Origin of the sequence: Hymenobacter rubripertinctus (assembly GCF_003583925.1) — a bacterium.
Lineage (GTDB): Bacteria > Bacteroidota > Bacteroidia > Cytophagales > Hymenobacteraceae > Hymenobacter > Hymenobacter rubripertinctus.
In genome coordinates, this window is record NZ_QYCN01000020.1 from 45265 (window position 1) to 71813 (window position 26549).

24 protein-coding genes are annotated in these 26549 nt (G+C 61.3%); 8 read left to right on the plus strand and 16 right to left on the minus strand.

From position 1 onward, the window contains the following. Positions 1-84: 84 nt before the first annotated feature. From D0T11_RS13655 to D0T11_RS13700, 10 genes are all read right to left on the minus strand, one after another. Positions 85-2661, minus strand: coding sequence for a M56 family metallopeptidase (locus D0T11_RS13655; RefSeq protein WP_119656355.1), 2577 nt, complete (start codon positions 2659-2661; stop codon positions 85-87). Further along, positions 2658-3077, minus strand: a complete 420-nt coding sequence (locus D0T11_RS13660; protein WP_119656356.1) for a BlaI/MecI/CopY family transcriptional regulator — start codon at positions 3075-3077, stop codon at positions 2658-2660. Before D0T11_RS13660 ends, D0T11_RS13655 begins: the two co-directional genes overlap by 4 nt. 183 nt (positions 3078-3260) lie before the next feature. After that, on the minus strand, positions 3261-3998 hold the full coding sequence (locus D0T11_RS13665; protein WP_147374655.1) for a DUF4097 family beta strand repeat-containing protein: 738 nt from the start codon (positions 3996-3998) through the stop codon (positions 3261-3263). A gap of 62 nt (positions 3999-4060) precedes the next feature. After that, positions 4061-5164, minus strand: coding sequence for a serine hydrolase domain-containing protein (locus tag D0T11_RS13670; RefSeq protein WP_220473733.1), 1104 nt, complete (start codon positions 5162-5164; stop codon positions 4061-4063). 95 nt (positions 5165-5259) lie between these two features. Next, on the minus strand, positions 5260-6033 hold the full coding sequence (locus D0T11_RS13675) for a DUF4097 family beta strand repeat-containing protein (protein WP_119656358.1): 774 nt from the start codon (positions 6031-6033) through the stop codon (positions 5260-5262). A 124-nt stretch (positions 6034-6157) separates the two neighbouring features. After that, entirely contained in the window at positions 6158-7015 is an 858-nt protein-coding gene (locus tag D0T11_RS13680) for a HEAT repeat domain-containing protein (RefSeq protein ID WP_119656359.1), read from the minus strand. Positions 7016-7066: 51 nt separating this feature from the next. Next, positions 7067-7606 carry an RNA polymerase sigma factor gene (locus D0T11_RS13685; RefSeq protein WP_182888404.1) on the minus strand — a complete coding sequence of 180 codons (540 nt, stop codon included), beginning with the start codon at positions 7604-7606 and terminating at the stop codon, positions 7067-7069. A gap of 257 nt (positions 7607-7863) precedes the next feature. Continuing rightward, entirely contained in the window at positions 7864-8223 is a 360-nt protein-coding gene (gene folB / locus D0T11_RS13690; protein ID WP_119656361.1) for a dihydroneopterin aldolase, read from the minus strand. A 298-nt stretch (positions 8224-8521) separates the two neighbouring features. Beyond that, entirely contained in the window at positions 8522-9601 is a 1080-nt protein-coding gene (locus D0T11_RS23365) for a DivIVA domain-containing protein (RefSeq protein ID WP_119656362.1), read from the minus strand. 132 nt (positions 9602-9733) lie between these two features. Next, positions 9734-10657 (minus strand): WD40 repeat domain-containing protein, encoded by a 924-nt coding sequence (locus D0T11_RS13700; protein WP_119656363.1) that lies wholly within the window; start codon positions 10655-10657, stop codon positions 9734-9736. 182 nt (positions 10658-10839) lie between these two features. Between D0T11_RS13700 and D0T11_RS13705 the strand changes: the two genes are divergently transcribed. Both D0T11_RS13705 and D0T11_RS13710 read left to right on the plus strand, forming a co-directional pair. Continuing rightward, complete coding sequence (locus D0T11_RS13705; RefSeq protein ID WP_119656364.1) at positions 10840-11490, plus strand: 4'-phosphopantetheinyl transferase family protein; 651 nt, start codon at positions 10840-10842, stop codon at positions 11488-11490. 110 nt (positions 11491-11600) lie between these two features. Further along, complete coding sequence (locus D0T11_RS13710) at positions 11601-12209, plus strand: redoxin domain-containing protein (RefSeq protein ID WP_119656365.1); 609 nt, start codon at positions 11601-11603, stop codon at positions 12207-12209. 129 nt (positions 12210-12338) lie between these two features. Here D0T11_RS13710 and D0T11_RS13715 read toward each other — a convergent pair whose 3' ends face one another. The 6 genes from D0T11_RS13715 to D0T11_RS13745 all read right to left on the minus strand — a co-directional run bounded on the left by D0T11_RS13715 (position 12339) and on the right by D0T11_RS13745 (position 19138). Continuing rightward, entirely contained in the window at positions 12339-13217 is an 879-nt protein-coding gene (locus D0T11_RS13715) for a transglutaminase-like domain-containing protein (protein WP_119656399.1), read from the minus strand. Between the two features lie 148 nt (positions 13218-13365). Beyond that, positions 13366-14544 (minus strand): hypothetical protein, encoded by a 1179-nt coding sequence (locus D0T11_RS13720; protein WP_147374656.1) that lies wholly within the window; start codon positions 14542-14544, stop codon positions 13366-13368. Positions 14545-14975: 431 nt separating this feature from the next. Next, positions 14976-15446 (minus strand): tetratricopeptide repeat protein, encoded by a 471-nt coding sequence (locus D0T11_RS13730; RefSeq protein ID WP_147374657.1) that lies wholly within the window; start codon positions 15444-15446, stop codon positions 14976-14978. 44 nt (positions 15447-15490) lie between these two features. Beyond that, on the minus strand, positions 15491-17119 hold the full coding sequence (locus D0T11_RS13735) for an acyl-CoA carboxylase subunit beta (RefSeq protein WP_119656368.1): 1629 nt from the start codon (positions 17117-17119) through the stop codon (positions 15491-15493). Positions 17120-17261: 142 nt separating this feature from the next. Further along, positions 17262-18260, minus strand: coding sequence for an MlaD family protein (locus D0T11_RS13740; protein WP_182888405.1), 999 nt, complete (start codon positions 18258-18260; stop codon positions 17262-17264). Positions 18261-18325: 65 nt separating this feature from the next. Further along, entirely contained in the window at positions 18326-19138 is an 813-nt protein-coding gene (locus D0T11_RS13745; protein ID WP_380283973.1) for an N-acetylmuramoyl-L-alanine amidase family protein, read from the minus strand. Positions 19139-19267: 129 nt separating this feature from the next. On the opposite strand from D0T11_RS13745, the gene D0T11_RS13750 reads away from it, so the two are divergent. The 6 genes from D0T11_RS13750 (at position 19268) to rimM (ending at position 26546) form a co-directional block, all read left to right on the plus strand. Continuing rightward, entirely contained in the window at positions 19268-22150 is a 2883-nt protein-coding gene (locus D0T11_RS13750) for a putative LPS assembly protein LptD (protein ID WP_119656370.1), read from the plus strand. A 184-nt stretch (positions 22151-22334) separates the two neighbouring features. Continuing rightward, positions 22335-23150, plus strand: a complete 816-nt coding sequence (gene panB, locus D0T11_RS13755) for a 3-methyl-2-oxobutanoate hydroxymethyltransferase (RefSeq protein WP_088463671.1) — start codon at positions 22335-22337, stop codon at positions 23148-23150. A gap of 117 nt (positions 23151-23267) precedes the next feature. Then, the gene (locus D0T11_RS13760; protein WP_119656371.1) at positions 23268-23975 is read left to right on the plus strand and encodes an RluA family pseudouridine synthase; all 708 of its coding nucleotides are present in this window, start codon (positions 23268-23270) and stop codon (positions 23973-23975) included. 307 nt (positions 23976-24282) lie between these two features. Beyond that, positions 24283-25038: an acyl-CoA desaturase gene (locus D0T11_RS13765; protein ID WP_119656372.1), complete on the plus strand. Its 756-nt coding sequence runs from the start codon at positions 24283-24285 to the stop codon at positions 25036-25038. 207 nt (positions 25039-25245) lie between these two features. Further along, the gene (locus tag D0T11_RS13770; protein ID WP_119656373.1) at positions 25246-25824 is read left to right on the plus strand and encodes a 30S ribosomal protein S16; all 579 of its coding nucleotides are present in this window, start codon (positions 25246-25248) and stop codon (positions 25822-25824) included. A 125-nt stretch (positions 25825-25949) separates the two neighbouring features. After that, a complete protein-coding gene (gene rimM, locus D0T11_RS13775; RefSeq protein WP_119656374.1) occupies positions 25950-26546 on the plus strand; it encodes a ribosome maturation factor RimM in 597 nt (198 codons plus the stop codon). Positions 26547-26549 lie beyond the last annotated feature (3 nt).

Genomic DNA, 26549 nt, shown 5'->3' on the forward strand with positions numbered 1-26549 from the left:
CCGCAACCGTTGCCTCACTTCACAGAATCTTCCCAACTAAAGCCGGCCGCCGTTGCAGCGGCGGCCGGCTTTAGTTGGGCATACTCACTCGCTCACGGAAATCTGGATGTTGCGCTGCGTTTTGCCGCTGCTATCGGACTCCACGTCCAGCATCTGCCGGTACTTGGCGGCCAGAGTGGCCGACTGCTTTTTGCCGTTTACCACCAAGCCCTGCTCGTCGAGCTGAAATTGGAAGGCTTTGTCCTTGGCTCCCAGCACCCCATCGCGGCGCAGCTCACTCCGGATGGCGTCGGAGTCGACGCGGGGGGGCATGGGGGGCGCGGGTAGGGCGGCGGGCGTGGGCGGTACCGGGGGCACGCCCGGAGTACGCGGAGCGCGGGGAGCCGGCGGCAGGGGCGGCACCGGCGGCATTACCCGGCCGCTGCTGCTGGTAGTCGTACCTGCGGTTTGGTAACTCAGGTTGTAGTTTCCCTTGAGCGACCGGCCCTGCTGCTGCTCCACCAGGCGCAGATACTTCTGCTGGGCGGCGGCGGACTGCTTAGCGCCGTTTACCGTCAAATCCGTTCTGGACAGCGCGAACTGGAGGTTGTTGGCGCTCTTGATAATACCATCCTGGCGCAGCTCCCGCAGCAACACTTCGATGGTTTTGTCGTGGCGGACCTGCTCCTCATCGCGCCGGGCCTGGTCGGCGTCGCGGCGCATCTGGTCGGCGTCGCGACGGGCCTGCTGCTGGTCGCGGCGGGCCTGGTCGGCATCCCGGCGCGCCTGGTCGGCGTCGCGGCGGGCCTGTTGCTGGGCTTCGCGAACATCCTGCTCGATATCGCGGCGGCGCTCTTCCGCGTCCTCGCGCTGCTCCTGCTGCTGCTGGCGCAGATCCTGGAGCGCCTCCTGAATCCGCTCCCGCTCCTCGTCGGTTTTGGCGGTTTTAGCTTCTTCGCGCAGTTGCGCCTCCGCCTGCTCAAGGGCTTTTTGGGTGATGCCATTGATGTCGATGCCGCCCACGGCGTTGCGGGCTTCCGCCTGGGCCAGGGCCGAAAGTTCCTGGGCATCGGCCGCGCTGGAGTGGCGGCCGCTCAGGGCCGCCCGGCTCAGGCGCAACGCCAGCTCTTCCATGCGCTGCTCAGGGTCGGCGGCAGCTTTTGGGCTCAACCCGGCCGGGCCGGCCAGCTGCACCACCTCTACCTGCTCGCCCTTTTTGCGGGCCGGCGCTATTTCAATCTGCTCGCCGTTCACGTATAGTTCCGTCAGACGGCCTTTTTTGTCGCGCTTGATGATGACCGTGCCCGGTTCCCCCGCAGCCCCGTTGTGGCCCCGGCGGCCGGCCCTCGACCAGCGCATGAGCTGGGGCGCCCGGCTCGTGTCGAAGCTCACCGGAGTGGCTCCAATGCGGCCCTGGGCCTGTCCATCAGCCGAAATACTGAGGATGCTCAACGGCTCCTGAGCCCAGGGGCGGGCGGCCAACTCGTCTTCCGTTGTCAGCACTGCGGGCGCAAATTCCGGGTTTTCGGTTGTGTCGGGGAAAGCGTCGGCGGCTTCCAGCTGCCGCACGCGGGCCTCCGGGGCCGATGCCTGCGGCCGGGCCAGGGCCACGGCCGTGCTCAGCACTACCAGGCCCACCAGTACCACGCAGGCGGCCATGAAGCCTTCGGCGAACGTGGGCATCTGCCGGCCCTGCACCAGTCGCCGGATGCGGCCCAGCACGGAGCCATCGGGTCCGAGGGCCGACAGGGCCAGCCCCACGCCCGTGGGTTCGGGAGCCGCGCTCAGCTCGGCCAGAGCTGCCAGGGCGCGGGCCACCGTGAGCGGGTTGCCCCCGATCAGGGCCGTGGCCGCGTCGTCGCAGCAGTTTTCGCGCTCGGTCCGCAGGCAGGCCGACATAAACCACACGCCCGGATGGTAAAAGAGGACGGTTTCGGCAACTGCCTGCAACAGGTTCAGCAGGTAGTCGCGGCGCTGCACGTGGGCCAGCTCGTGGGCCAGAATGGCTTCCAGATACGCCGTACCCAGGCCCGTAACGGTACCCAGCGGCAGCAGCACTACCGGCCGCAAGTGGCCTACTACTACCGGCACCTTCACCAGGGCCGATTCGAGTAGCTCGACCTTCTGGCGCAGACCAGCGCGGTCGGCCAGCACGGCCAGCCGCTGCTGCCACTCCTGGGCCAGGGGCTGCACCCGGTAGCGCCGCAGGCGCTGCACGTAGGCTAGTCCGCCCAGCAGGCGCAGCACCATCACCAGCAAGCCCATCAGCCAGACCGTAACCAGCAGGGGCAGGTTGGCATCGAAGTAGCGCGTCCAGGCCTGCTGCCAGGAAGCCGCCGCCGAAGCTGGCTCCGCCGGATTAGCCGCCCAGATGGCTTCTGGTTCGCCAATGGGGGTAGCCGGGGCCGGCGCGTCAGCGGCCTGGTAGGCCGTGAGCGTGGTGGTAGCGGGGGCCAGCGGCTGGTAGTAGTAGCGCACGAAGGTGACCCCGGTTAGTACCAGCAGCACCAGCAGCGCGGCCGAAGCGGTGCGGTAGCGCACCTGGGCCGAATGCTGGCGCAGTAGCAGCAGCAAACCGGCCAGCAGCAGCGCCACCACGGCCCCCTGCCAGAGCGAGTGGACCAGTGTCCAGCCCAGGGCCCGGATCAGGGCCGGCGGAAGTAGTTGTTCGAGCCAGTTCATCGCGTGGGGTCGGTTGAGGGTGGAGTGGTATCGTTCTGAATCTCGATGTCGTTAAGCAGGCGGCGAATCTGGGCCAGTTCCTCGCGGGAGGTGCGGCGGTTGCCCAGCGCCTGCATCACCAGCTTCATGGCCGAGCCGCCGAAGGCCGCATCCACGAACTTATCGAGCAGCAGCCCCTGGGTTTCTTCCTCGCGCACTCCTGCCCGGTACACATGGGTGCGGGCGTCGTCCTCGCGCAGGGCCAGGCCTTTATCGAGCATGAGCTGGAGCAGCTTGAGGGTGGTGGTGTAGCCGACGTCGCGCTTGCGGCTCAGCTCGTCGTTCACGAACCGGACGGTGCTCGGGCCGTGCTGCCAGAGAACCTGGAGAATTTCCAGCTCCGATTCGGTGGGCTTGGGCAGGGGTTTCTTAGTCATTGTGGGTCAGCCAATAAAAGGTACGACAATGTTCGTACTTCAAACATATACGAAATATGTCGTAGATCAAAATATATCGTACGAAACAATTCGTATAAACTAAAAAAACCTCTTTCACTCTCTCGAACGGCCCTTCCTCCTGGCTCGCCTTCTTCCCCTTGCAGTTCCGAATTCCGGCCAGCCTTATCGGGTGCCCTTGCGGAAAAACACGCTGCCACTGACTGACTCCAGCCGCACCGCCGGCCCGCTGTTGCCCAGCGTGCCCTTCAGTTGATAGCCCACGATGGGGTTCGGCTGCTGATTGACGAAGGCAATATCCTGATCCGTGTACACTTCCCCCGAGACGGACTTGAATGCCACCTCCGCCCCGTGGGCGGTGGGCCAGGTTACATCCACGAAGCCGCTGATGGTGCGCAGGGTCAGCGGGCCGGTGAGGCCGGCCACGTCCACGTTGCCACTGATGGTGTTGAGGCGCACCGTGGCGTTGGCGGGCAGGGTAATTTCGTAGTCGATGGTGGCGCACACGCCGGCGCGGCTGCCGGCTCCGTCGCGGCCGTCGGTCCAGGAGCCGTAGTACGTGATGCCAGGGCCGCTGGCCGGGCAGTCGTTGGGGCGGGCCTGGGCCAGGGCCTGCTTATCGAGCGTAGCCATTACCGTTACCGCGGCCGGCGTTTCGCGCAGGTCCAGCTCAAGCGCGTCGTTGAGCTTATTCTGGTTGATGCTCACCGTTGCCCGCAGCCGCAACTGGTTGTCGGTAGCCGGCCGCAACCGGATGGTAGTGCCGTATTTTAGGTCGAGCACCACCGTTTGCCCCGCCCCAACGGGAGCAGTTTTGGTAATAACCCTCTGGGCAGCCGCACCCGGGGCGGCCAGCAGCCGGAAACAAATCAGGGCGCATAAGGCCAGCAAAAAGCGAGACATAAAGCGTGAGGTTTGGGGTTGAAGAAAGAAGGGTGGCGGCCGAACAGTCGTCGTCGTCCGGCTTATCGTTCAAATTTTCTTATTCCGGTTTTGGCGGGCAGCTCTTTCAGATAGAAGGAAGCAATGGCGCGGGCAAAACCCGGCAGCAATTCCCCGTCGTTGGCTAGCACGATAAAAGTGTAGCCCCGGGCCGGAAAGCGCCAGACATCTCCCAGCCCCGGCCCGCCGCTATGCCCGGCGTAAGTGATGCCGTTTTCGGTTTCCAGCGCCCAGCCAGCCCGGCTAAACTCCGATTTTTTGGCCCCAATACTATCTTGTCCATAGATGAGAGGCTGGGCGAAACCGGCCGGAAACAGTACGTCCCGATCCAGTCCGACGGCCCAGCTGGCCATGTCGTCAATCGAGGCAAAATAGCCCCCGGCCGTGTAGGTGTATTGCGGATATATAAATTTATAGGCCATCATTCTTCCGTTCAGATCATAATAGGTAGTTGCTTTTTCAAGAATACACTCCGTGCGCATAAAGCCCCCCGTTTTGATTTCCATATCGAATGCCCCATCGCGCATTCCCAACGGGGCCGTTACTTCGTCGTGTACTAGTTGAGGAAAAGGTTTTTGGTATATTTTTTCCAGAATATAGCCCAGCAGCATAAAATCGAACTGCGCATAATGCTGCCCCTGCCCGGGCTCATATTCGAGCGTTGAGTCTTTCAGGGCCGTTACTACGGCGGCCGTGGCAGCATACGGGTCACCATCGAAATTTCTGATGCCGCTGGAATGACTGATCAGGTGCTTTATGCGCAGTTTCTGCCAGATGGCCGGACTGTCGTTGAGGTAGGTGCTGACTGCGTCATCCAGCTTTATTTTTCCTTCATAAACTGCCTTCAGCAGTAAAGTGGACGTGAGAAGTTTTGTAGAGGACGCGAGTTGAAAATTAGTATGTCTGGTTACTTTCGTATTCCACTCAATATTAGCAACTCCATAAGTGGCTACTTTTATTGTTTGCCCGTTTCTCACGACGGCTACAGCCATGCCAGGAATAGCTAATTCCTTCATTTTTCTCTTCACAAATTCATCCACGTCCGCATTGCATTTTTTATCATTTTTTTGCGCGTGGCAGACCAGGACATTCAACGTACTAATCAGGATCAGAAGCAGGTATTTCATAGCTATTTAGTAAATCAATCAACTGGTGGCAGCAGGCCACGATACAGTCCGCCGGATATTTCACGGGCCGAGCAGACTGGTGCGGGGTGCCTGGCTTATTTGGCCTTGCGCACGTACACGTTGCCGCTGATATTTTTCAGGGAGATGGAGGTGCCGCCGCCGTTGAGGAGGCCGCCGGTAGCCTGACCGCCCACCCGGGTGAGGCCGCCGGCGTCGGCGGCTTTGGGCGGCGTCAGGTCGAAGTCGGTGTACACCTCGCCCGAGATGGTGCGCATGGTGAGGGTGGCTTTGGTGGTGGCAGGCAGCGCTACATCAATGGCCCCGCTGATGTTGCTGATGGCGCTGGGGCCGGGATTGAGCACGGCATACCGGACCACAATATCGCCGCTGGTACTGCTGGCTACTACCGGGCCGGTCACGTTGAGCAGCTTCACGTCGGCGCTTTTCATGGTCACCTCCAAACGGCCGCGCAGGTTTTGCAGCAGCACATCGTCGTCGCCCCAGGTCATGGAGCGGTACACTACGTCGGCCGCGCGGGGCACCAGAATTGTGTAGCTCGCGTCGCGCCGGGAGGCTTTCACGATGCGTACCGTATTGCCCTCCCGGGTCAGAGCCAGGCCCAGTCTGGTGTTATCGACGGCCGAGTTATACAGCGGCCGCAGGCCTTCGGCCCGCTTGTCGGGCTCCTCGTAGCCGTTGCCCCGGATGATGAGGTCGGTGCCGTCGTGGCCTTCCACGGTCACCTGACCGTCGCGCATCTCGATGATAACTTTCGCGTTGCCGCCGCTGAGCTGGGTTTTGTACTCCTGAGCCCGGAGGCGGGCCGTGGTCAGCGGCAGGAGTAAGAGCAGTAAAAGAAGCTTTTTCATGGACAGAGGCGTTGCGTTCAGGTTGAAGTGAAAAATCGGAATCACTGGCGGGCATGAGCACCCCGGGCTCCGGGCTCCTACCCGCCGCCAGATCGGGGGCCAACAGCTGCCAGCCGTCAGCCAGTTACAGCAGCACGCCAATGCCCTGGGTAGCCTGCTGCCGCACCACGGGCAGGGCATCGGGGCGTTGGGCGAGGCGCTGGAGCTGGGGCACGGCCTGTTTCTGGCGCAGGCTCACCAGCATATCGATGAGCGTAACCTGCACGTTGGGGTTGGTTTGCACGGCCAGCGACTGGGCCAGCGCCGGCCCCACCAGCGAATCGGCGCGGAGGCGGTAGAGCGCCTCGGCGGCGGCCAGGCGCACGTTGGGGTTGGGGTCGGCATTGAGCGTGTTGATGAGCACGAGCACGGTGGGGTCGCCGGGCGGCACGGCGGCCACCGAGGCTTCGTGCACCAGCTGAATGCGGCTACTGGCCATGGCAGGCTGCCCGTTGGCCGTAGTCAGCTGCCGGGCCAGCTGCTGGCCCGCCGTATGGGCTTGGGCGGTTTGTTGGGGCGGGGCCGGACGGGCCAGCAGCCACCCCAGCCCCGCTCCTATCAGCAGCAGTGCCACGCTGGCCGCCACGCGCAGCCAGGCCCCGGGAGCCGCAACGGGCACCGGCCGGAGCTGCCGCACCACGGGCGCCGCTACCGAAGGTGCCGCCGCCCGCACCTGTTGCTTTTCGGCAGCCAGCAGCGCCAGAAACTCATCCCGCAGGGCCAGGGGCGGTAACTCGGGCGGCATTTCCGAAAGCAGGGGCAGCAGCGTCTGGTACTGCGCCAGCTGGGCCTGGCAGCCGGGGCAGCCGGGCAAGTGGGCCGTTAGCCGGGCCATTTCGGCCGGGGGCAGTTCCCGGGCCGCGTAGTCGGCCAGCAGCGGCCGCAGGGCAGCACAAGCCGGGGGCAATGGGGCGGACGAACTATTGATTTGCTCAGACAACATGGGGAAGGACTTTAGGGGCGTATTCGGTTTTACTGGCGCAGCGCTTTATCCTCATAGCTCAAAATAGACTTGCCGCAGGGCCTCCAGGGCCCGGTGGGCTCTTACCCGGGCGGCCCCTTCGGAGCAGGCCAGCAGCTCCCCTATTTCGCCGTAGCTGAAGCCTTGAAACCGGTGCAGCACCAGAATTTCGCGCTGGGCCACGGGCAGCAGGCTCAGCGCCTCCTGCAAGGCCGCCTGCTCCTGGGTGGCGGCCATCCCGGCCAGCGCGGCCCGCCGGTGGGTGGTGGTGCGCTCAAAGTCGTTCACATCGGTGGCCGGTACGCGGTTTTTCTGCCAATGGTCGTGGTGCACATGGCGGGCCAGCTGGTACAGCCAGGCCCGGAAGGGCTGCCCGGGCTGGTAGCTGGCCCGATACCGGAGCACGCGCAGAAACACGTTCTGCACTAAATCCTGGCTGGTTTCGCGGCTCCCGGTCAGGCGCAGCAAAAAGTTGAACAAGGGTCCGTGGTAGCGTTCGAACAGGGGCGTGAGCTGATCCAGGTCGTCGTGGCGGACTCGCTCCATCAAGGTTTCGTCGCTGACGTGGGACACGGCTACGGGCAGATTTAGCGGGGAAGTTGCCAGGGATACTGGCCCGATGGCCATTCGTTACGGCGGGTCACATCTTTTTTTCTTCTGACGACAAACCCCGCCCCTTCCAACGCACTACTCCCCCACAAAGCAGCACAAGAAAGGCTGTTTCGGGGGGGAGTGCTGATTGGCAGCCGGCTCTTCCGCAAAGAGGCGCGGCGGAAAGCGCGGCGGTGGGCCGCGTTCTGACGGCCGTCCGGGATGGGAGGACTTACGCCTTATTCGCGGCGGCGCTCCAGCATTACGCGGGCGCGGTAGCAGATGCCGCCCAGGGGCGGATTGAACTTCGACACGCTGACGCGCACGCTCTTCACGTAAGGAAATTCCTCCAGCACCCGGTCCAGCACGCGGTGGCCCAGATGTTCGAGCAGACGGGCCGGGGCCTGCATCTCCTCGCGCACTACCCGGTAGAGCACCTCATAGTTCACGGTTTCGCGCAACTGGTCCGAAGCGCCCGCCGCGTGCAGGTCGGTATCGATGTAAAGGTCTACGCCGTACTTATTACCGATTTTCTGCTCCTCGTCGTAGTATCCGTGAAAGGCGAAAAACTCCATGCCTTCCAGTGCAATCTGGCCCATGTGGTGCGGTAGTGAGTAGTGAGTAGTGAGTAGTGAGTAGTGAGTAGTGAGTAGTGAGTAAAGTATGGACGTCATTCCGAGCTTGCCGAGGAATCTCGCGTGCTGATGTTGCCAAAGTAATCAGACACCTCCACGCCCGGCTTTCCGTCGCTACCGGCAGCGCGCGGTACTGCTACGCCATACTCTTCAGTCCCCAACCAACGAAGCCTGCCCCGAAAGGCAGGCTTCAACTTGACAAGCAAACTAAACCGAGGGCAAAAAATCAGCGGAATCAGTCCAATCAGCGGTAATCCATGAATTAGATTTCGTCGAAAAACGACTTTTCGCCCAGTGCAGCCGGCGCAGCAGCGGCCATGCCCGGCTGGCCGGGATGAATGGAGGGAGACGGCTGGTTGATTTCGGGGTGGCCGGGGCCGACGGGCTGAATATCCGGGGCCGGGGGCTCCACGCGAGGCGGTGCCGGATCCGGCACCCGCATGGGGCCAGGCGGGTCGATGTGGGGAGCGGGCGAGATGCCGGGGTTTTCGGCCGGGGCACCGGGGCGCTCTATTTCGGGGCCGGGCTGCTGGGCCGGCGCACCCCGGTCGGGCTCCCGGCTAGGCTCGGGCTGCTGGCCGGGCTTGGGGTTGTAGCCGGTGGTGGTGGCGGGCTGAACAGCGCGGGTTTCGGTGGGGGCGGCCGCCGGAGCCGCAACGAAACGGGCCGCCGGGGCCGCAATGGCCGCCGCAGGAGCAGTGGAAGCAGTGGAAGCAGTGGAAACGTGCATGGCAGGAGCATCAGGAGTGGGGGAATCGTCCGCCACGTGCGGACGGTTCACCTTTACGCTGGCGGCCCGCGAAAGGATGGCCGCCGTGCTGTTTTTGGGTCGGTTGCGCGCTTTTTCCACTTTGTCCAGCGCATCGGAGGCCAGGTGGTGCAGGTCGCGGGTAAGGCCGTCGAGCAAGGTTTCGAGGCGCTGGCACTCCTGGCCCAGGCCGCTTACTTCCTTCTTCATTTCGGCCACCGTGCGCTCGGCCTGCTGATAGGCGTCATCTACCACGGTGCGGGCCTTCTGGCGGGCGGTGGCCAGCAGGTGCTCGGCCTGGAGCTGGGCTTCGCGGATGCGTAAATCGGCATCGCGCTGGGCCTGCTCCGTAATGCTGTTGCCGGTATCCTCGGCCGTTTTGAGGGTGCGGTAGAGGCTGGTTTCCACCTCCCGCATCTTGCTTACGTCCTGGGTGGCGTGGTCCAGCTTGAGGCGCAGCTCCCGGTTTTCGTCGCCCATCCGCTCCCACTGCTGGGAAACGGTCTGCAAAAAGGCCTGCACTTCGTCCTTGTCGAGGCCGCGGAAGGCTTTTTCAAAAGTTTTCTGCCGGATATCGAGGGCGGTGATTTTCATTTTTGAGCTGTTGGCTTATAGCTGATAGCTATAAGCGCTGGGCCGATAGCTTTTTTGGGCGACGCACTTTAGTAAGCCGAACAAACCCCGGCACGAAAGCTAACAGCTGTCAGCTAATGGCTAACAGCTAAATTACCCCACCTGCCAAACGGCCAGCGTACGGTCGTCGCTACACGAAACTAGCCTATTCCGGCTTCCCGGCCAAAACAACTTGTTCACCGAGGTGCCGTGCCCGGCGTGGCGGGCTCGGTCGACCACGCGCAGCAGTTGCCAGGTTTGGGCGTCCCAGAGCTTGATGCTCTTGTCCATGCTGCCCGTGGCCAGCAGGCGGCCATCGGGCGAGAAGGTGAGGTGGTTGATGGTAAACAAATGGGCCACAATGCTGCGGTGCTCCCGGTAGCCGGCGGCCACGTCCCAGATGCGCAGGTGGGCGTCGCGGCCGGCCGTGAGCAGGTAGCGACCATCGGGCGAGTAAGCGGCCGTGAATACGGAGTTGGTGGCCCCTTCAATAGTATGCTGCACGGCCAGCGTATCGGCGTCGAGGATGCGCACCCGCCAGTCGGAGCCGCCCACGGCCAGCTCGCCGCGCTCCTCGTGCAGGCTCAGGCAGCGCAGGCTTTTATCGGAGAGCCGCAGCAGGGTTTCGAGGCGGAAGTCGGAGGCCCGCAGTACGGCCAAGGTCCCGTCGGCCAGGGCCACGTACAGGCGCTGCCGGGTTTCGGAATACAGCAAATCGAAGATGGCTACCGGCGGCAGGGCCGTGGCGTGCAGCAGCGTGCGGCTGGCCAGATCAATCACCTGCACGCCCTGGAAGTTGTGGCCCAGCACCAGCAGGTTACGCGCCGGCAGGTGGCACAAAGCGTACACTGAGTTCTCCACCCGGGCCACCAGCTCGCCGTCCTGCTCCGGCGTATCGGCCCGCCAGCTCACCACCAGCCCGTCGGCCCCGGCCGAATACACCTGCTCCTCCCCCGCCGTGCCGGTGATGGTATACACGCAGTCGCGGTGGCCGGCCAGGGTCGCCAGTTTCTGAACGGTCGGGCGGGAAGTAGTCAAAGGATTGTGAGGTGAGGAGGTTGAGGAAGCAGGCAAAGGTACCGCTTGTCCTTCTGAGCGGAGCGAAGAATCCTCTCCCGTTAAAACGAAAACCGTTCCGACAGTCCGGACCGATGGTACAAGGGCCTTGGTGGCGCTCAGGATGACAGTATCTTTACTCCCCGCCCCTCATCACCCCGCTTATGCCGCTGCATTCCCTTACGTCCGTCGGCCCGAATGCGCTGCTCGGCCTCTGGCACCTGACCGAGTCGGCCGGGGAGTTATGGCCCCGCTTGCCGGCCCCGGCTCACTACCTGGCCCACTTCCCCAACGGCCGCGACGAGTTGCGGGCCCGGCAGTGGCTGGCCGCCCGGGTGCTCGCCCACCAACTGCTGCGCGAATTCACCGACGCCCCCGCCACCCTGCACAACGACGCCAACGGGCGACCGTTTCTGGCCGGCCTACCCGCGTACGGCATTTCCCTATCCCATTCGGGCGAGTGGGTGGCAGCACTGCTTTCCACTACGGCGGCGGTTGGCACAGATATTGAACAAGTGCGGCCCAAAGCCCAACAGCTGGCCCGGCGGTTTCTATCGGAAGCCGAACGGGCCGATGCCGGCCAGGACGCAGCCAAATACAGTCTCTATTGGAGTGCCAAGGAAACGCTGTACAAACTGCTGAACCGCCGGGGCGTGGTGTTCAAAGAGCAATTGCAGCTCGTTCCGTTTGAGCTGCGGGAGGCCGGTGTTTTGACGGGGCACCTGCTCCTCGAAAACTCCCGCAGCCAACACCACATTCAGTACCAGATGCCCGCCCCCGGCTACGTGCTCACGTATTGCGTAGACGAACGGTGAAATAGGGAGGTAGTGAAATAGGGAGTTCTCGTTCAGCCTTCCCACTGCCTGAATACTCCGCTTTCACTATCAGAACCTAAACTCATCACTTCACCACTTCACCTCTACTCATGTCTCTTCGCCGAATTTCTCTTGTTGCCGCTGCCGCCCTGCTGTTTTGCGCCGTGGGCATCAGCACGGCCCGGGCGCAGGGCCGGTCGGTGACCGATTTCAGCCTCAAAAACGCCACGAATACGGAAGTAACGCTTAAAGGCTTCTCCTCCGATCAGGCCATCGTGGTCGTCTTCGTGAATCCGAACTGCGCCTTCTCCAAGCTCTACCAGAACCGGCTGGCCGCCACCAGCGCCGCCTACGGGGCCAAAGGCGTGCGGTTTCTGTTCGTGAACACACCCATTAACCTCGAAGCCAGTGCCGAATCGGCCGAGGCGGAAAAAATAAAAATCAAGGTGACCGGCGGGGCCGACCTGCCCCTGCTCACCGACGAGGGGCAGCTGGTGAGCAGCCTGCTGGGCGCGACCAAAACGCCCGAAGTGGTGGTGCTGCAACCGGCCAACGGCGGTTTCGCGGTGCGCTACAAAGGGGCCATCGACGATAATCCGCAGATTGAGAACTATGTCAAGGAAAAATACCTGGAGCAGGTTCTCGACAACCTGTTGGCCGGCCGCCCCGCCGGCGTAACCGACAAACGCGCCGCCGGCTGCCTGATCAAGCGGTTTTAAGTTAAGCTATCAGCTACAAGCTACAAGCCCCGGGCGGCCAGTGGCTGTTCGACTTATTGGGACAAGCTCCCTGTAAGTCGAACAGCCACTGGCCGCCCGGGGCTTGTAGCTTGTAGCTGGCAGCTTAACTTAAAACCGCTCGTTGGGGTCCGTGTCGGTATCGTTGGATTGGGGGTCGTCGGTGAGGATGGCTAGTAGTTGGGCGACTTCCTGGGCTTTGGCGGGCTCCTGGAGCTTCTCGAAGCTTACTTGCAGGTTGCGCAGGGCCCGGCGCACAATATCGAGGTGGGAACAGGGCTCGAAGAAGATGTCGTTGGGCGTGAGGTTGAGCTGGCGCACGTAGTGCTCGATGTCGGTGCGCGAAAGCACCAGACCGCGGTTGTAGCAGTTGATGTAGAAAGGCTCCAGCGGCGGCTCCAGCTGATAAGTGAGCACAAACAGGTTGGGCAGATTCACGCCGAATACCGGCAGCTTGAGGCGCTGGGCCACCAGCAGGTAAATCACGCAGAGCGTGAGCGGGTTGCCGCGCCGGGTTTCCAGTACCCGGTGCAGCATAGAGTTGGCCGGCGAGTGGAAATTCTGGGTGTTGGCCGCGAACTTGTGCGCCCGAAAGAACACGTGGTTGAGGGTCTGCACCTGGTCGGCGGGGTGCATCTCGGGTTGCAGCAGCGTCCAGACCTCGAAGCGCAGTTGCTCCACGGCCCGGTTCAGGCTCTGGAAATCGGCATCGGGATACTGATACGAATTCAGCAGCCACATGCCTTCGAGCAGGTTTTCGGCCCCCGACTCGCGCCACACGCGCAAGCGTTGTTGCAGGCCCTCGAATTGCAGATGATGAATCAGGTCTTCCAGGCGCTGCTGCTGGCTCGGGTCGAGGCTTTCCTCCCAGCTTTCTTCCAGAAACGGAATGATGGTTTCGCCCAGGGTCTGGATTTTGTCCTGAATCTGGGGAGCAATTTCCGGATCGTCGAGCAGGGAAATGAGGGCTTTGATTTCGCGGTTGGTCATGAAGCGGCGGGCGGTGGCGGGCACCGGGGAAGGCAGATAGCGCAAATAAACACAACCGACGCGGGTTTTCCGCTGCCGGCTGCCGGCTAAGAACCGCCGGAGTGGGCCGGATTGTTCACTTTTGCCACTCCCACCGCAAGGACTGCCGCTAAAACCGCATCAGCAGCGGCCCGGCCCCGGCTTTCGGAATTTTGTACGCCTTCAGAAACTCCTTGAGCGCCGCCGGGTCCTGCCCGCAACGCTCCACATCGGTGGCCAGACGCTGCACTTTGGCCGTCAGGCCCGCCTTCATGTGCTGGAAATCCAGTTCCATGGCAATGGGCGAGATGATGTAGTAATACGGCTTACCAGTGAAGGCCGACAGCTCCTGCTGCTCCAGGGCCTGCTGCTGCTCCAACTCGCGCACCTGCTGCCGCAAAAGGGTGTTGTAGTGGCGCAATTGGGCCTCGGCCAGGTTTTCGAGGTGCTGCTGGTCGATGCGGTTTAGCTCCAGTTGCAGGCGCAGCAGCGTGAGCAGCTCGTTGGCTTTGTAGGCCGTGGTTACGCGCTTGAGCAGCTCGGTTTTGCGGAGCTTTTCGGCTTCGTCGGGCTCCCGGTCGGGGTGCAGGTGCTTCACCAGGTCCATGTACAGGGTGCGCACCGACTGGGTGATGTTCTGCTCCTCAGCCTTTTTCTTATCGGCGGCGGCCTGCTGCTTGGGGGTTTTCTTGCGCTTGGCACGGCGCTCCTCAGCCACCGCCTCCTGCTGCTCGTACACTTCCTGCTGCTCGGCCAGCTGCTGGTGCACATATTCCTGCAGCTTCTCGGGCGTACTCAGATCGGCTTCGGGGTCGAACTCGATGCCGAACTGAGCCCGGAAGAAGCCCTTCATCAGCTCGGCTTCCTGCGCATCGGCGGCGGCGTTGGCAGCTTCGGCGGCGGCGGCTTCCTCCCCGGTCAGGGGCGGGTCGTACTTATCAAAAATGGCTTCCAGATCCGTGTAGCCCCGGTTGGGCAGGTCGAAGAAGCCGTTGAGCAGCAGGTCCACGAGTTTCTTGCGCTCGGGTTTGGTGAGCTTGTAGGTGTCGTGGGCGCGGTCGAGCAGGCGGGCGAATTCGGCGCGCAGGTCGTTGTGCTGCTGCTGAAGCGGGCGGTACTCCTGCTGCACCCGCTGGCGGAGCTTATCGGCGGCGGTGCGGAAGTCCCCGATTTCCGTTTCCAGCTTCCCAATGCGCTTACTGAGCCGGTTAAACGCTTTCTGCTCCTTGGAAAGCATATCGGAGCCGGAGCCGGTAGTCGGGATATGAACAAGGGCCGGGGGGGCCGCAGTCGGTTTCTTCTTGGCCATGAGCGGAAGCAGTCAGGATGAGCGGCGAAATTACGGCGGTTTTCGGGTTTACTATCTGACTACCAAACTTAGCGTACGCCTCCCCAGTATTCATTGTATTTCAACAAAACGCCAACGGCCCGCCGCCCCGGGTGGAGCAAGCGGGCCGGAGCATAATGGGCAAGTACGGGAAAACTCAGGCCGCTTTCGATGCAACGGGCGGTAGCTCATCCGGGTAGTGCCGCGTGGCCAGCGTGGTTTCCAGCGCGAAAGTTTCGCCGGCCGGCCTGCACGCTCACCGTTTCCGGCTGGAACGGCGAGAGGCCCCGCGCAATTTCATCCGCATTCACGAACTCCCGACAGCCCAGCAGATTCGGCAGCAGCGCGTAGGCAACCGTAGTTTTGCCTGCTCCGTTGCAGCCCGCCAAGCTGTATAGGGTTTTCATGACTTGTCAAACGGCTTTCAACATAGCCAGACCAGCTTTTGCAAGCCCGCTATCTGGGTACTCTTGTAATGCCTGTTCATAATAATAAACAGCCTGCTGCCTGTCGCCAATCTGTCCGTAGCAGAAAGCAGTATTGCATAACGCCATTTCACTGTAACTCATGAGTGACGAGCTAAGCAGTGCCAAATACCGATAGTTGTCTATCCATTTATGCTGGCTGAAGAAATCATAACTGTTCTTAAAGTGCGGAATAGCATCATTGAAATTGCCCTGCCGTACGAGCTTCATACCCCGTCGATGCTGAATAGCAAGCGTACCTCTCAAGACAAACGATGTTGCCAGATAGGTCAAGGCTCCGAACAGGATATACTCTTTGATACCCATTGCATAATAAATGGCTATCAATGATGCCATAACCATGATCTGTGGCACAAGTGATAACCACTTACGCTGCCTGATTATTGGTACAGAATTCATTCGGCTTAAAACAGGCTTATAAACAAGGACATTTTTTTCACTTCTCACACCTGAATCACGCCCACGTTGTACGCCTTCTCAATCGGGGCGTGGTTGGCCATGCTGATGCCTTGGGAAATGACTTTGCGGGTTTCCAGCGGATCGATGATGGCGTCGACCCAGAGGCGGGCCGCGGCGTAGTAGGGCGAGAGTTGCTCGTCGTAGCGGGCCTTGATGGTATCGAGCAACTTCTTCTCGGCTTCGGGCGTGATTTCCTGGCCTTTGGCTTTGAGGGAGGCCACCTGAATCTGGAGCAGGGTGTTGGCGGCCGCCGCACCGCTCATCACGGCCAGTTGGGCGGTGGGCCAGGCCACGATCAGGCGCGGGTCGTAGGCTTTGCCGCACATGGCGTAATTGCCGGCTCCGTAGCTGTTGCCGATGATAACCGAGAACTTGGGCACTACCGAGTTAGCCATGGCATTCACCATCTTCGCCCCGTCCTTGATGATGCCGCCGTGCTCACTCTGGGAGCCCACCATGAAGCCCGACACGTCGTGCAGGAACACCAGCGGAATCTTTTTCTGGTTGCAGTTCATGATGAAGCGCGCCGCCTTGTCGGCCGAGTCGGAGTAAATCACCCCGCCCATCTGCATGGCGCCCTTCTTGGTCTTCACGATTTTGCGCTGGTTGGCCACGATGCCCACGGCCCAGCCCTCAATGCGCGCTAGTCCGCAAATCAGCGTCCGGCCGTAGAGGTCTTTGTAGGGCTCGAACTCCGAGTTATCGACCAGCCGGTTGATGATGTCCATCATGTCGTAGGGTTTGGCGCGGTCGGCGGGCAGCAGGCCCAGCATTTCGGCGGGGTTCTCCCGGGGCGCGGCGGCTTCCTTGCGCGAGAAGCCGGCCGTGGCCTGACCGCCCATCTTGTCGAAGATGTTGCGGATGTGGTCGAGGCACTGCTCGTCGTTTTCGAACTTGTAGTCCGTGACGCCCGAAATTTCGGAGTGCGTGGAGGCTCCGCCCAGCGTTTCGTTGTCGATGGATTCGCCGATGGCCGATTTCACCAGGTAGGAGCCCGCCAGAAACACCGAACCGGTGCCGTCCACAATCATGGCCTCATCGCTCATGATGGGCAAATAGGCGCCTCCAGCTACGCAAGGCCCCATAATGGCGGCCAGCTGCACGATGCCCATGGAGCTCATCACGGCGTTGTTGCGGAAGATGCGGCCGAAGTGCTCCTTGTCGGGGAAAATCTCGTCCTGCATGGGCAGGTACACGCCCGCCGAATCGACGAGGTAGATGATGGGCAGCTTGTTTTCGATGCTGATTTCCTGGGCCCGCAGGTTCTTTTTGGCCGTAATCGGGAACCAGGCCCCGGCCTTCACGGTGGCGTCGTTGGCGACTACCACGCACTGGCGGCCCTGCACCCAGCCAATCACCACCACCACGCCGCCGCCGGGGCAGCCGCCTTCGTCCTGGTACATGCCCTCGCCCGCGAAGGCCCCGATTTCCACGGTTTCCGCGTCCTTGTCGAGCAGGTAGGTTATCCGCTCGCGGGCCGTGAGCTTGCCTTTTTCCTTGTGCTTGGCAATGCGTTTCTCGCCGCCGCCCAGGGCCGCACGCTTCAGGCGCTGGCTGAGCTGGAAAGTGAGTTGCTTGATGCTGTCTTCGTTCTTGTTGAATTCGAGGTTCATGGGGTGGGGATGGGTGGGTGGGCAGGTTTGTCATCCTGAGCGGAGCGAAGGATGACAGCAGATCAGACCAGATAAAACCAAAGAAATCCGCCTGGGTGGGGCGGATTTCAAAGGTAAGCAGATTGGCGAATAGCCCGCCGGGCTATTTCACGGTTGTTTTGGTTTCGGTTTCGAGCACCGCGCCGTTGGGCTTGGTCAGCGTCGTTTCCACCTCCTTCTTGGTCTTGCCGCCCCCGAATACCGAGAAGTGCACGTACTTCTTGGGGTTGGCCTGCAAGTCCGAAATCAGGGCGTTGGAGCTGGCGGCCGTGGCGTTGAGGTTTTTGTAGAGCGTGGAGTCGTTGAGCAGCTTGCCCAGGGAGCTGCTCTGGTCGGAGAGGGAGCTGTTGAGCGCGGTCATGGCGCTTTGGGCTTCCGTCATGGTGGCGTTGAGCTTGCGCATGGCCGGCCCCACGGGGGCGCGCTTGAGCGAGTCGCTGAGCACGGCGAAGTTGCTGGCAATGCGGTCGAACTTGGCGCTGGTCTTGTTCAGGTCGCTGGTGAGCTGGGCCATGTTGCTGGTAATCTGGTTGATGTTGCGCTGGTTGAGCAACAGCAGATTTTTGAGGGCCTCGGTGCCGGCCTGGGCATTGAGCAACGTGGCCTGGAGGCTCACGCGGGCATCCTTGTTGAGGAAGCTGTTCACCTTCATCAGCGTCGAATCGACGGTGCCGAGTACGGGCAGGGCCTTGGCCTGGAAGGCGTCGGTGATGCTGGCTACGGTGTAGGACTTGAGCTCCTCGCCCCCGTCGTACACTTTCGAGTTACGGCCCAAAAACAGGGTAATGGTTTTGGAGCCCAGCAACGAGCCGCTCAGACTGGCTACCGTGGAGTCGCCCACCGTGACATCTTTCTGGATTTCGATGCCCACTTTCACGCGGTTGCCTTCTTCGGGCACGAGCGTCATTTCCTTCACCTGGCCCACCTTGATACCGTTCAGAATGACGGGGTTGCCAATCGTGAGCCCGTCCACGTTGTCATACTTGGCATAGTAGGTATGGTCCGACGAGAGCAGGTTGCTGCCCTTCAGGAACTGAAACCCCACAATCAGCAGAGCAACGGCGACAATACCCAGCAGGGCTACTTTAATTTCTTTTGACACGGGGTCAGCGGTTGGATGGCGGGAGAATCGGATAGGAGAAGCCGGGCGGGGGAGCCGGCGCGGGGTTAGTCGCCCGAGGCCGCTTCCAGCTCGTGCTTGTAGTCGCGGAAGGCCTGGTAAATCCCCGAGGCCATATACGACTGATTGGCTTTATCGTTTAGATACACTTCCTCTGCCCGGTTGGTCAGAAAACCTGACTCGATGAGCACCGAGGGCATGGTGGATTTCCAGAGCACCAGAAAGCCCGCCTGCTTCACCCCGCGCGAGGGCCGCTTGAGCGTGGTGCGAAACTGCCGGTCGACCTTCTGGGCGAACCGGATGCTGTTGACCATGTGCGCGCTCTGAAACAGCGAGAACAGGATATGGCTCTGGGGCGAAGTCGGGTCGAAGCCGTTGTACTGCTCCTTGTAGTTGTCTTCTTGCAGAATAACCGAGTTCTCGCGCTTGGCCACGGCCAGGTTGGCGTCGGTTTTGTGCGGCCCCATCGTCCAGACTTCGGTGCCGTGGGCGGCCGGGCTGCTAGCGTTGCAGTGGATGGAGATGAACAGGTCGGCGTTGTGCTTGTTGGCGATGCCGGCCCGGTCGACCAGCTCCACGAACACGTCGGTTTTGCGGGTGTAAATCACCTTCACATCGGGCATATTCTCCTCGATTTCCTTGCCCAGGGCCAGCACGAGCTTGAGGGCCACATCGGCTTCGCGGGCCGTTACGCCGGTGCAGCCCCGGTCTTTGCCGCCGTGGCCCGCATCGAGCACCACGGTGCGCAGCTTGTAGCGCACGGGCGGCGGCACCACCGACTGGAGGGCCGGGGCGAAGGGAGACGTGAATTCGGCGAAAAAAATCAGGGCCGCCGCGCCCAGTATGACAATATTCCGCACGGAGTTCGTTAGTTGGGACAGCAACCCGCTACCTTTGCAAACGCCACAAAATAAACGATAAATAACTACGTGGCCCATCTTACGCCTGTGTTTCACCATTTACCGCGTGTAATTTGGCTGCCGCGGCAGTTGGCTGGTCTGCTTACGCTGCTGCTGAGCCTGTGGGCGCTGGTGCCTGCCCAGGCCCAGCAACCCCCCGTCAACCAGCAGCAGGTGCCCCACCCCACGCCCCGGCCGGCCACCGAAGTAACGCCCGCTACCCGCGTGCCCGGCGACGTGCGCCCGCTGCCCACCATCGTGAATGCGCCCACGCCCAATGGAACCGTGCGCGACACGGCCGGGCTGGCCCTGAGTGGCACCGCCGACTCGCTGCGCCTCGGGGCCGGTGCCCGCAAGGGGGCCATCGAAACCACCGTCAGCTACAAGGCCCAGGACTCCATCCGGTTTGAGGTGCAGAACAAGCGCGCCATCCTCTACGACAAAGCCGTAGTAGACTACGGCGACATGAACCTGCAAGCGGCCCTGATTACGGTGGACTACAGCCGCAACCTGGTTACGGCCGAAGGCGCGGTCGACTCCACCGGAAAGGCCCGGGACCGGCCCGTGTTCACGCAAGGGGGCGCTACTTACCAGGCCGGGCGCATCGATTACAACATCAAGAGCCGGCGGGGCCGCATCACCGACGTTGTCACTCAGCAGGGCGAGGGCTACATCCACGCCGAAACCATCAAAAAAAACAGCAGCAACGAACTGTTCGGCGTGAACGGGCGCTACACCACCTGCAACCTGGAAGACCCCCACTTCTACATCCAGGCAACTAAAATGAAGGTGATGCCCGGCGAGCAGGTCGTGACCGGCCCCTTCAACCTCGTGATTGGGGATATTCCTACGCCGCTGGGCTTTCTGTTCGGGTATTTCCCGATGCCCAAGAGCAACAAGCGGGCGTCCGGCCTCATCATCCCTACGTTTGGGCAGGGGGCCGACCGGGGCTTTTTCCTGCGCAACGGCGGCTACTACTGGGCCGCCAACGACCACATCGGGGTCCGGCTGACGGGCGACATCTACTCGGGCAACGCCGAGCGGTTCGGGGGCTGGCGCGGCGCGGCCGAAATGCAGTACATCACGCGCTACAAGTTCCAGGGCCTGTTCACGTTCAACTACAGCTCCACGCCCACTTCCCCCCTGCTGGGCACCACCGACGCGAATACGAATCCCCGCTACAACATCCCCCGCACCCCGCGCACATTCCAGCTGGCCTGGACGCATACGCCGGTAGCGCGCCCGGGCGGGGGGCGGTTCTCGGCCAACGTAAACATCAGCAGCAGCAGCGGCGACTACTACCGGCAAAACTCCTACAACGTCCGCAACTACCTTACGTCCAAGTTTTCGTCCAACATCAACTACTCCAAGCAGCTGCGCAATGCCCCCATCAACTACGCGCTTCAGCTTACCCAGAGCCAGGATACGCGAACCGGAACGATGGACTTTACCCTGCCCGACCTGACGGTGGGCGTGGCCCGGCAGTATCTCTACGACATTCTGAAAGTGCAGCCCCGCAAGCTCTACGAGCAGTTTGCCTTCTCCTACGATCTGACGTTCCAGAACAAATTCTCCAACAACATCCCGGCCCGGCAGCTGAGCGGGGGCTCCATTCCGCTGCTGGGTGGCTCCACGGCCGCCTTCGTGACGCCCATCAAGCTCGGCAGCCTCGATAAGCTGCTGCGCACCTCCCAGACTGGCATGCGCCACAACTTCGGCATCACGCTCGGCAGCTACAACGTGCTCAACCACCTCAGCCTGAGCCCCAGCGTTACGTACAATGAGGTGTGGTATTTCAAGAAGCTCCGTTACAGCTACAACGATGTTGCCCGGGCCATTGCCGTCGACACCATCACCAGCTTCAACCGCCTGAACAGCTACACGGCGGGCCTGAGCCTGAGCACAAACTTCTACGGCACGATCGTGCGCAAGGGCACCCACAAAATTCAGGCGCTGCGCCACAAGGTAACGCCCAACCTGAGCGTCAGCTACGCCCCCGGCCCGCGCAAAAACGACCCGGCCTTTCAGGCCATACAGCTCGGTGGCCTGCGCGACCCCACTACCGGCCGCCTGTACCGCGAGGGCGACACCTACATTGCCAACAACGGCCTGCTGCTGCCCCGCTACAACGGCTTTATCTACGGCGTGCCCACCACCTCCGAAGTACGCCAGCTGAGTTTCAGCCTCCAGAACGCGCTGGAAATGAAGGTGCGCGACGACAAGGACACCACCGGCACTACGCCCTTCAAAAAGGTCAGCCTCATTGACGGCCTCGATTTCAGTACCGGCTACAATTTCGCCGCCGATTCGTTACAGCTCGCCCCGCTCTCGGCCACGTTCCGCACCCAGGTGGCCCGCAAGCTCAACATCACCATCAACGGCAACTTCGAGTTTTACCAGCAGGATTCGCTGCGCCGCCCGATTGACCGCTTTCTGTGGCAGCAGAAGAACTTCCGCTTGGCCCGTCTGAGCACGGCCAACCTCCAGCTCTCCTACCAGTTCAACCCCAGCCAGGGCAACCGCAAAGCAGTAGTGCGCCGCGACGCCGCCCCCGTGAACGACCCGCAGCTGGGTGCGCCCCAGCAGATCAATCCCTACGAGGATTACGTAAACTTCGAAATTCCCTGGGAGCTGAGCACCAGCTTTACGGCCTCCTACGCCAACCAGGGGCCGCTGTCGGTGCTGCCCAACCGCCCGCGAAAATCGGCCTACACGGCGGCCACGCTCAACCTCAACGGCTCGGTGAAGCTTACCGAAACGCTGCGCTTCGGCTTCAGCACCAACTACGACTTCATCAACCAAACGCCCGCCTTCACCACCCTCGACGTGACCAAGGACCTGCACTGCTGGCAGATTACGGGCAACTGGCGGCCCTTCGGCCCCACCCGCGGCTACTTCGTGACCATTGCCGCCAAATCGGCGCTCCTGCAAAGTCTCAAGCTCAGCCGCAACCGTACCTTCCTCAATTACTAGGCGCTCAACGACCGGCCGGAATCCGCCGGCAGGCCCGTGATTTCAGGAATGTTTTTGGCCGGGCGCTGAGAGGAGGAGACGGGTTTTCTAAAAAAATCCGCAGCTTTGACCCGTGAGCGGGGGTCCGACGGATTATGAGCATCCGGACCTTACGCTTTCCACCCCCTAAGCCCCCCCCCATTCCATGTCCCAGCACAAAGAAGTCAAACTCGTGACCACGCACCAGTTGCTGGCCATGAAAGAGCGCGGCGAGAAAATATCCATGCTCACGGCCTACGACTTCTCCATGGCCCAGATCCTAGACGGGGCCGGCATCGACGTGCTGCTCGTCGGCGACTCGGCTTCCAACGTCATGGCCGGCCACGAAACGACGCTGCCCATCACCCTCGACCAGATGATTTACCACGCCCAGAGTGTGGTACGGGCCGTGAAACGGGCCTTCGTGGTAGTCGATATGCCGTTTGGTTCCTACCAGGGCAATTCGTCGGAGGCCCTGCGCTCGGCCATCCGCATCATGAAGGAATCGGGCGGGCACGGCATCAAGCTCGAAGGCGGGGCCGAAATCAAGGACAGCATCACCCGGATTCTGACGGCCGGCATTCCCGTGATGGGCCACTTGGGGCTTACTCCGCAAAGTATTTATAAATTTGGCACGTACTCGGTGCGGGCCAAGGAGGAAACCGAAGCCCAGAAGCTCATCGAAGACGCCCTGCTGTTGCAGGAAATTGGCTGTTTCGCTTTGGTGCTGGAGAAAATTCCGTCGGGCCTGGCCAAGAAAGTGGCCGAGCAGCTCACGATTCCCGTCATCGGCATCGGGGCCGGCCCCGATGTGGACGGGCAGGTGCTGGTAGTGCACGACATGCTGGGCATCACCAAGGAGTTCAAACCCCGCTTCCTGCGCCGCTACGCCGATTTGGGCGATGCCATGCACGACGCCGTGCAACGCTACATCCAGGACGTGAAGGCCCGCGACTTCCCCACGGCCGACGAAGCGTACTAATTGACGTATGAATGCTGAGTCATGAATGATGAATTAGCCGTATTGTGCCGCATCATCTGCCGAAAGCGGACGACCACAATTCGTAATTCAGCATTCATAGTTCATAATTAACACCCAGTGAATCGTCCGAATTTGTGGTCGGAACAGAAGGAAATTCTGTTCGAAGACAACCATTTGCTCATCATCAACAAGCCCGCCGGCCTGCTCGTGCAGGGCGACGCAACCGGCGACGAGCCCTTGTCGAACAAGGCTGAGGAGTACCTGCGCTTCAAGTACAAGAAGCCCGGGGCCGCCTTTGTGGGCGTGGTGCACCGCCTCGACCGGCCGGTGAGCGGCGTGGTGGTGCTGGCCAAAACCAGCAAGGCCCTGAGCCGCATGAACGAGCTGTTCCGCGACAATAAAATCCACAAAACGTACTGGGCCCTCACCGGCAAGTGCCCCGCCCCCACCGAAGGCCACCTGACGCACTGGCTGGTAAAGGACCCCATCCGTAATGTGACCAAGGCCTATTCCGAGCGCCACGGCCAGGGCCAGAAGTCGGACCTCGACTACCAGGTGCTGGGCCAGGCCGGCAACCGCTACCTGCTTCAGGTGAACCCCATCACGGGCCGCCCCCACCAGATTCGGGTGCAGCTGAGCACCGGCCTGGGCACGCCCATCGTCGGCGACGTGAAGTACGGCTTTCTGGCCCCGCTGCCCGACGTGAGCATCGCCCTGCACGCGCGCCGGCTGGAATTCAAGCACCCCGTCACGAAGGAAGACATGCGCATTCTGGCCCCCCTGCCGGATATCGCCCACTGGGAAGCTGCGGAAGCGTATTATTAGGGATTAGGAAAAGAACGTCATTCCGAACGCAGCCGAAGAATCTCGCGTGCTGACATTGCCCTAGTAATCCTGCTCGCAGGTTACCGCTGTAGCATCAGCCCGCGAGATTCCTCGGCTCCGCTCGGAATGACGTTTTTTCTTTGAGCTGCCCAACAACATTATGGCCTTTTGCGGAGGCAAATTGCACTGAGGCAGCGGCTGGCAGTAGTTTTGCAGAACGGCGGCTGAACTTATATAGGAGTTTCATGCTTTTCAGCTCTGAAACCCGCCTCCCTTTCGGTTTCGACCTCTAAATTTTTCTGCCCACATGGCAATACTCGTTTTCTTCGTCGCGCACTACTACCTGTCGCTGTTCACGCAGACGTTTTATCTGCACCGCTACGCGGCGCATAAAATGTTTACGATGAACAAGTTCTGGGAGAAGTTCTTCTTCCTGTTTACCTACATCTGCCAGGGCTCCTCATTCCTGTCGCCGCGGGCCTACGCGCTGCTCCACCGCATGCACCACGCCTACTCCGACACGGAGCTGGACCCGCACTCGCCCCTGTACTCGTCGAACGCTTTCACGATGATGTGGAAGACCAAGAACATCTACAACGCCGTGCTCAACCGCGACTACGCGGCTGCCGAACGGTTTGAGGGCGATTATCCGGAGTGGAGCCTGATCGAGAACCTGGGCGACAAATGGTATTCACGTCTGGCCTGGGGCACATTCTACGTGCTGTTCTACGTGAACTTCGCCACGGCCTGGTGGCAGTTTCTACTGCTACCCCTGCACTTTCTGATGGGTCCGATTCACGGCGCTATCGTGAACTGGGGCGGCCACAAATACGGCTACCAGAACTTCGACAACCACGACCATTCCAAGAACACGCTGCCCTTCGACTTCCTGGCCTTTGGCGAGCTGTTTCAGAACAACCACCACAAGTTGCCCATGCGCGTCAACTTCGCCGTGCGCAAGTGGGAGCTTGACCCTACGTATGCCTTCATCTGGGTCCTGGACAAGGTGAAAGTGGTCAAGATTAAGCGTAAGTGGCAGGAGCCGGCGCAAATGGCTGCCTAAGGTGGTTACCTGGCCCCAACACTGTTTAATAGCCAAAAGAGCCGTTTCCGTGAGGAAACGGCTCTTTTTTCATTTCTCCCGGAAGGTTATTCTCCAGCACTGGCTAAATAAATCAGCGCAAGCAGCGCAATCCGATAAATCAGTGAGTACCTTTGCACCTCATTTTCAACCAGACGCACGGGATGCGTCGCTTAACCAAACCGGTTTATGGCAGTTAAAATCCGCCTCGCCCGCCGCGGCCGCAAAAAGGCCGCTCAGTTCGATATCGTTGTTGCCGACTCCCGCGCTCCGCGTGATGGCCGCTTCATCGAGAAAATCGGTACCTACAACCCCCAGACCAACCCCGCCACCATCAACTTCGACGGTGAGAAGGCGTTCGACTGGATCATGAAAGGTGCCCAGCCTACCGATACGGTTCGGGCCATGCTCTCGTACCGGGGTGTGCTCTACCGCAAGCACCTGCAACTCGGCGTAATCAAAGGCGCTATTTCGCAGGAAACCGCGGACCAGCGCTACACCGAGTGGAAGGACCAGAAAGACGCCAAGATCGAAGGCAAGCGCACTACCCTCGGCACGGCCAAGGAGGATGCTCGTCAGCAGCGTCTGGCCGCCGAAACCAAAGTAAAAGAAGCCCGCTCCGAGACTCAGCGCGCCAAGCTGGCTGCCATTGAGGCCGCCAATGCTCCGGCTCCTGCTCCCGTTGCAGAAGCGGAGCCTGAAGCCGAAGCAGCCACCACGGAAGCAGAAGCCCCGGCCGACGCTACCACGGAAGAAGCCGGCGCCTAAGGCTAGTTAGTGAGTTGAGAAGTTGGGAAGTTAGAAAGTTGCTGTCGGCTGCCTGATTCTGGCCGTTCATCGCACTCTTTCAACCTCCCAGCTTCTCAACTTTTTAACTTTCTAACTCCCCTACCATGACCCTCGACGACTGCTACCAACTGGGCTCCCTCGGGAAACCCCACGGCCTGAAAGGCTTCGTGGTGGCTTTCTTCGACGTGGACAACTTGGCCGATTACCGCCAGCTGAAAACGGTGCTGCTGGAAATGCCCACGGCCCCGGGGAAGCTGGTGCCGTACGGCGTGGAAAAGTTTCAGCCCCAGACCGGCAACAAGGTGCTGCTCAAACTCCAGGGCATCGACCGGATTGAGGAGGCCGAGCCTTTGCGCAACGCCAAGCTTTGGCGCCCCCTGGCCGAGTTGCCGGCCTTGGCCGATGACCAGTTCTACTTTCACGACGTGGTGGGTTACACCGTAGTGGATGAAGTGCTGGGCCAGCTGGGCGTAGTGGAAACCTTCTACGAACTGCCCAAGCAGGACGTATTAGGCATGCGTTACCAGGGACAGGAAGTTCTGATTCCGGTGGTGGACGAGTTGGTGCGCCGTGCCGACCAGACCACCCGTCAGCTGTTCGTGAAACTGCCCGAGGGCCTGCTCGACGTATACCTGACGCCTTCTTCCCAACAGCAGGAGGAGCCCGACGACGATGACGAGCCGAACCCGGCCGCCCGGTAGGTG

Excerpts from the sequence above, each read along its gene's own strand:
- D0T11_RS13660 (WP_119656356.1), bottom strand. The coding sequence starts at position 3,077 with ATGACTAAGAAACCCCTGCCCAAGCCCACCGAATCGGAGCTGGAAATT.
- folB (WP_119656361.1), bottom strand. The coding sequence starts at position 8,223 with ATGGGCCAGATTGCACTGGAAGGCATGGAGTTTTTCGCCTTTCACGGA.
- D0T11_RS13730 (WP_147374657.1), bottom strand. The coding sequence starts at position 15,446 with ATGAATTCTGTACCAATAATCAGGCAGCGTAAGTGGTTATCACTTGTG.
- D0T11_RS13710 (WP_119656365.1), top strand. The coding sequence starts at position 11,601 with ATGTCTCTTCGCCGAATTTCTCTTGTTGCCGCTGCCGCCCTGCTGTTT.
- D0T11_RS13665 (WP_147374655.1), bottom strand. The coding sequence starts at position 3,998 with ATGTCTCGCTTTTTGCTGGCCTTATGCGCCCTGATTTGTTTCCGGCTG.
- rimM (WP_119656374.1), top strand. The coding sequence starts at position 25,950 with ATGACCCTCGACGACTGCTACCAACTGGGCTCCCTCGGGAAACCCCAC.
- D0T11_RS13680 (WP_119656359.1), bottom strand. The coding sequence starts at position 7,015 with ATGTTGTCTGAGCAAATCAATAGTTCGTCCGCCCCATTGCCCCCGGCT.
- D0T11_RS13655 (WP_119656355.1), bottom strand. The coding sequence starts at position 2,661 with ATGAACTGGCTCGAACAACTACTTCCGCCGGCCCTGATCCGGGCCCTG.
- panB (WP_088463671.1), top strand. The coding sequence starts at position 22,335 with ATGTCCCAGCACAAAGAAGTCAAACTCGTGACCACGCACCAGTTGCTG.
- D0T11_RS13735 (WP_119656368.1), bottom strand. The coding sequence starts at position 17,119 with ATGAACCTCGAATTCAACAAGAACGAAGACAGCATCAAGCAACTCACT.
- D0T11_RS13715 (WP_119656399.1), bottom strand. The coding sequence starts at position 13,217 with ATGACCAACCGCGAAATCAAAGCCCTCATTTCCCTGCTCGACGATCCG.
- D0T11_RS13675 (WP_119656358.1), bottom strand. The coding sequence starts at position 6,033 with ATGAAAAAGCTTCTTTTACTGCTCTTACTCCTGCCGCTGACCACGGCC.
- D0T11_RS13705 (WP_119656364.1), top strand. The coding sequence starts at position 10,840 with ATGCCGCTGCATTCCCTTACGTCCGTCGGCCCGAATGCGCTGCTCGGC.
- D0T11_RS13670 (WP_220473733.1), bottom strand. The coding sequence starts at position 5,164 with ATGAAATACCTGCTTCTGATCCTGATTAGTACGTTGAATGTCCTGGTC.
- D0T11_RS23365 (WP_119656362.1), bottom strand. The coding sequence starts at position 9,601 with ATGAAAATCACCGCCCTCGATATCCGGCAGAAAACTTTTGAAAAAGCC.
- D0T11_RS13765 (WP_119656372.1), top strand. The coding sequence starts at position 24,283 with ATGGCAATACTCGTTTTCTTCGTCGCGCACTACTACCTGTCGCTGTTC.
- D0T11_RS13770 (WP_119656373.1), top strand. The coding sequence starts at position 25,246 with ATGGCAGTTAAAATCCGCCTCGCCCGCCGCGGCCGCAAAAAGGCCGCT.
- D0T11_RS13720 (WP_147374656.1), bottom strand. The coding sequence starts at position 14,544 with ATGGCCAAGAAGAAACCGACTGCGGCCCCCCCGGCCCTTGTTCATATC.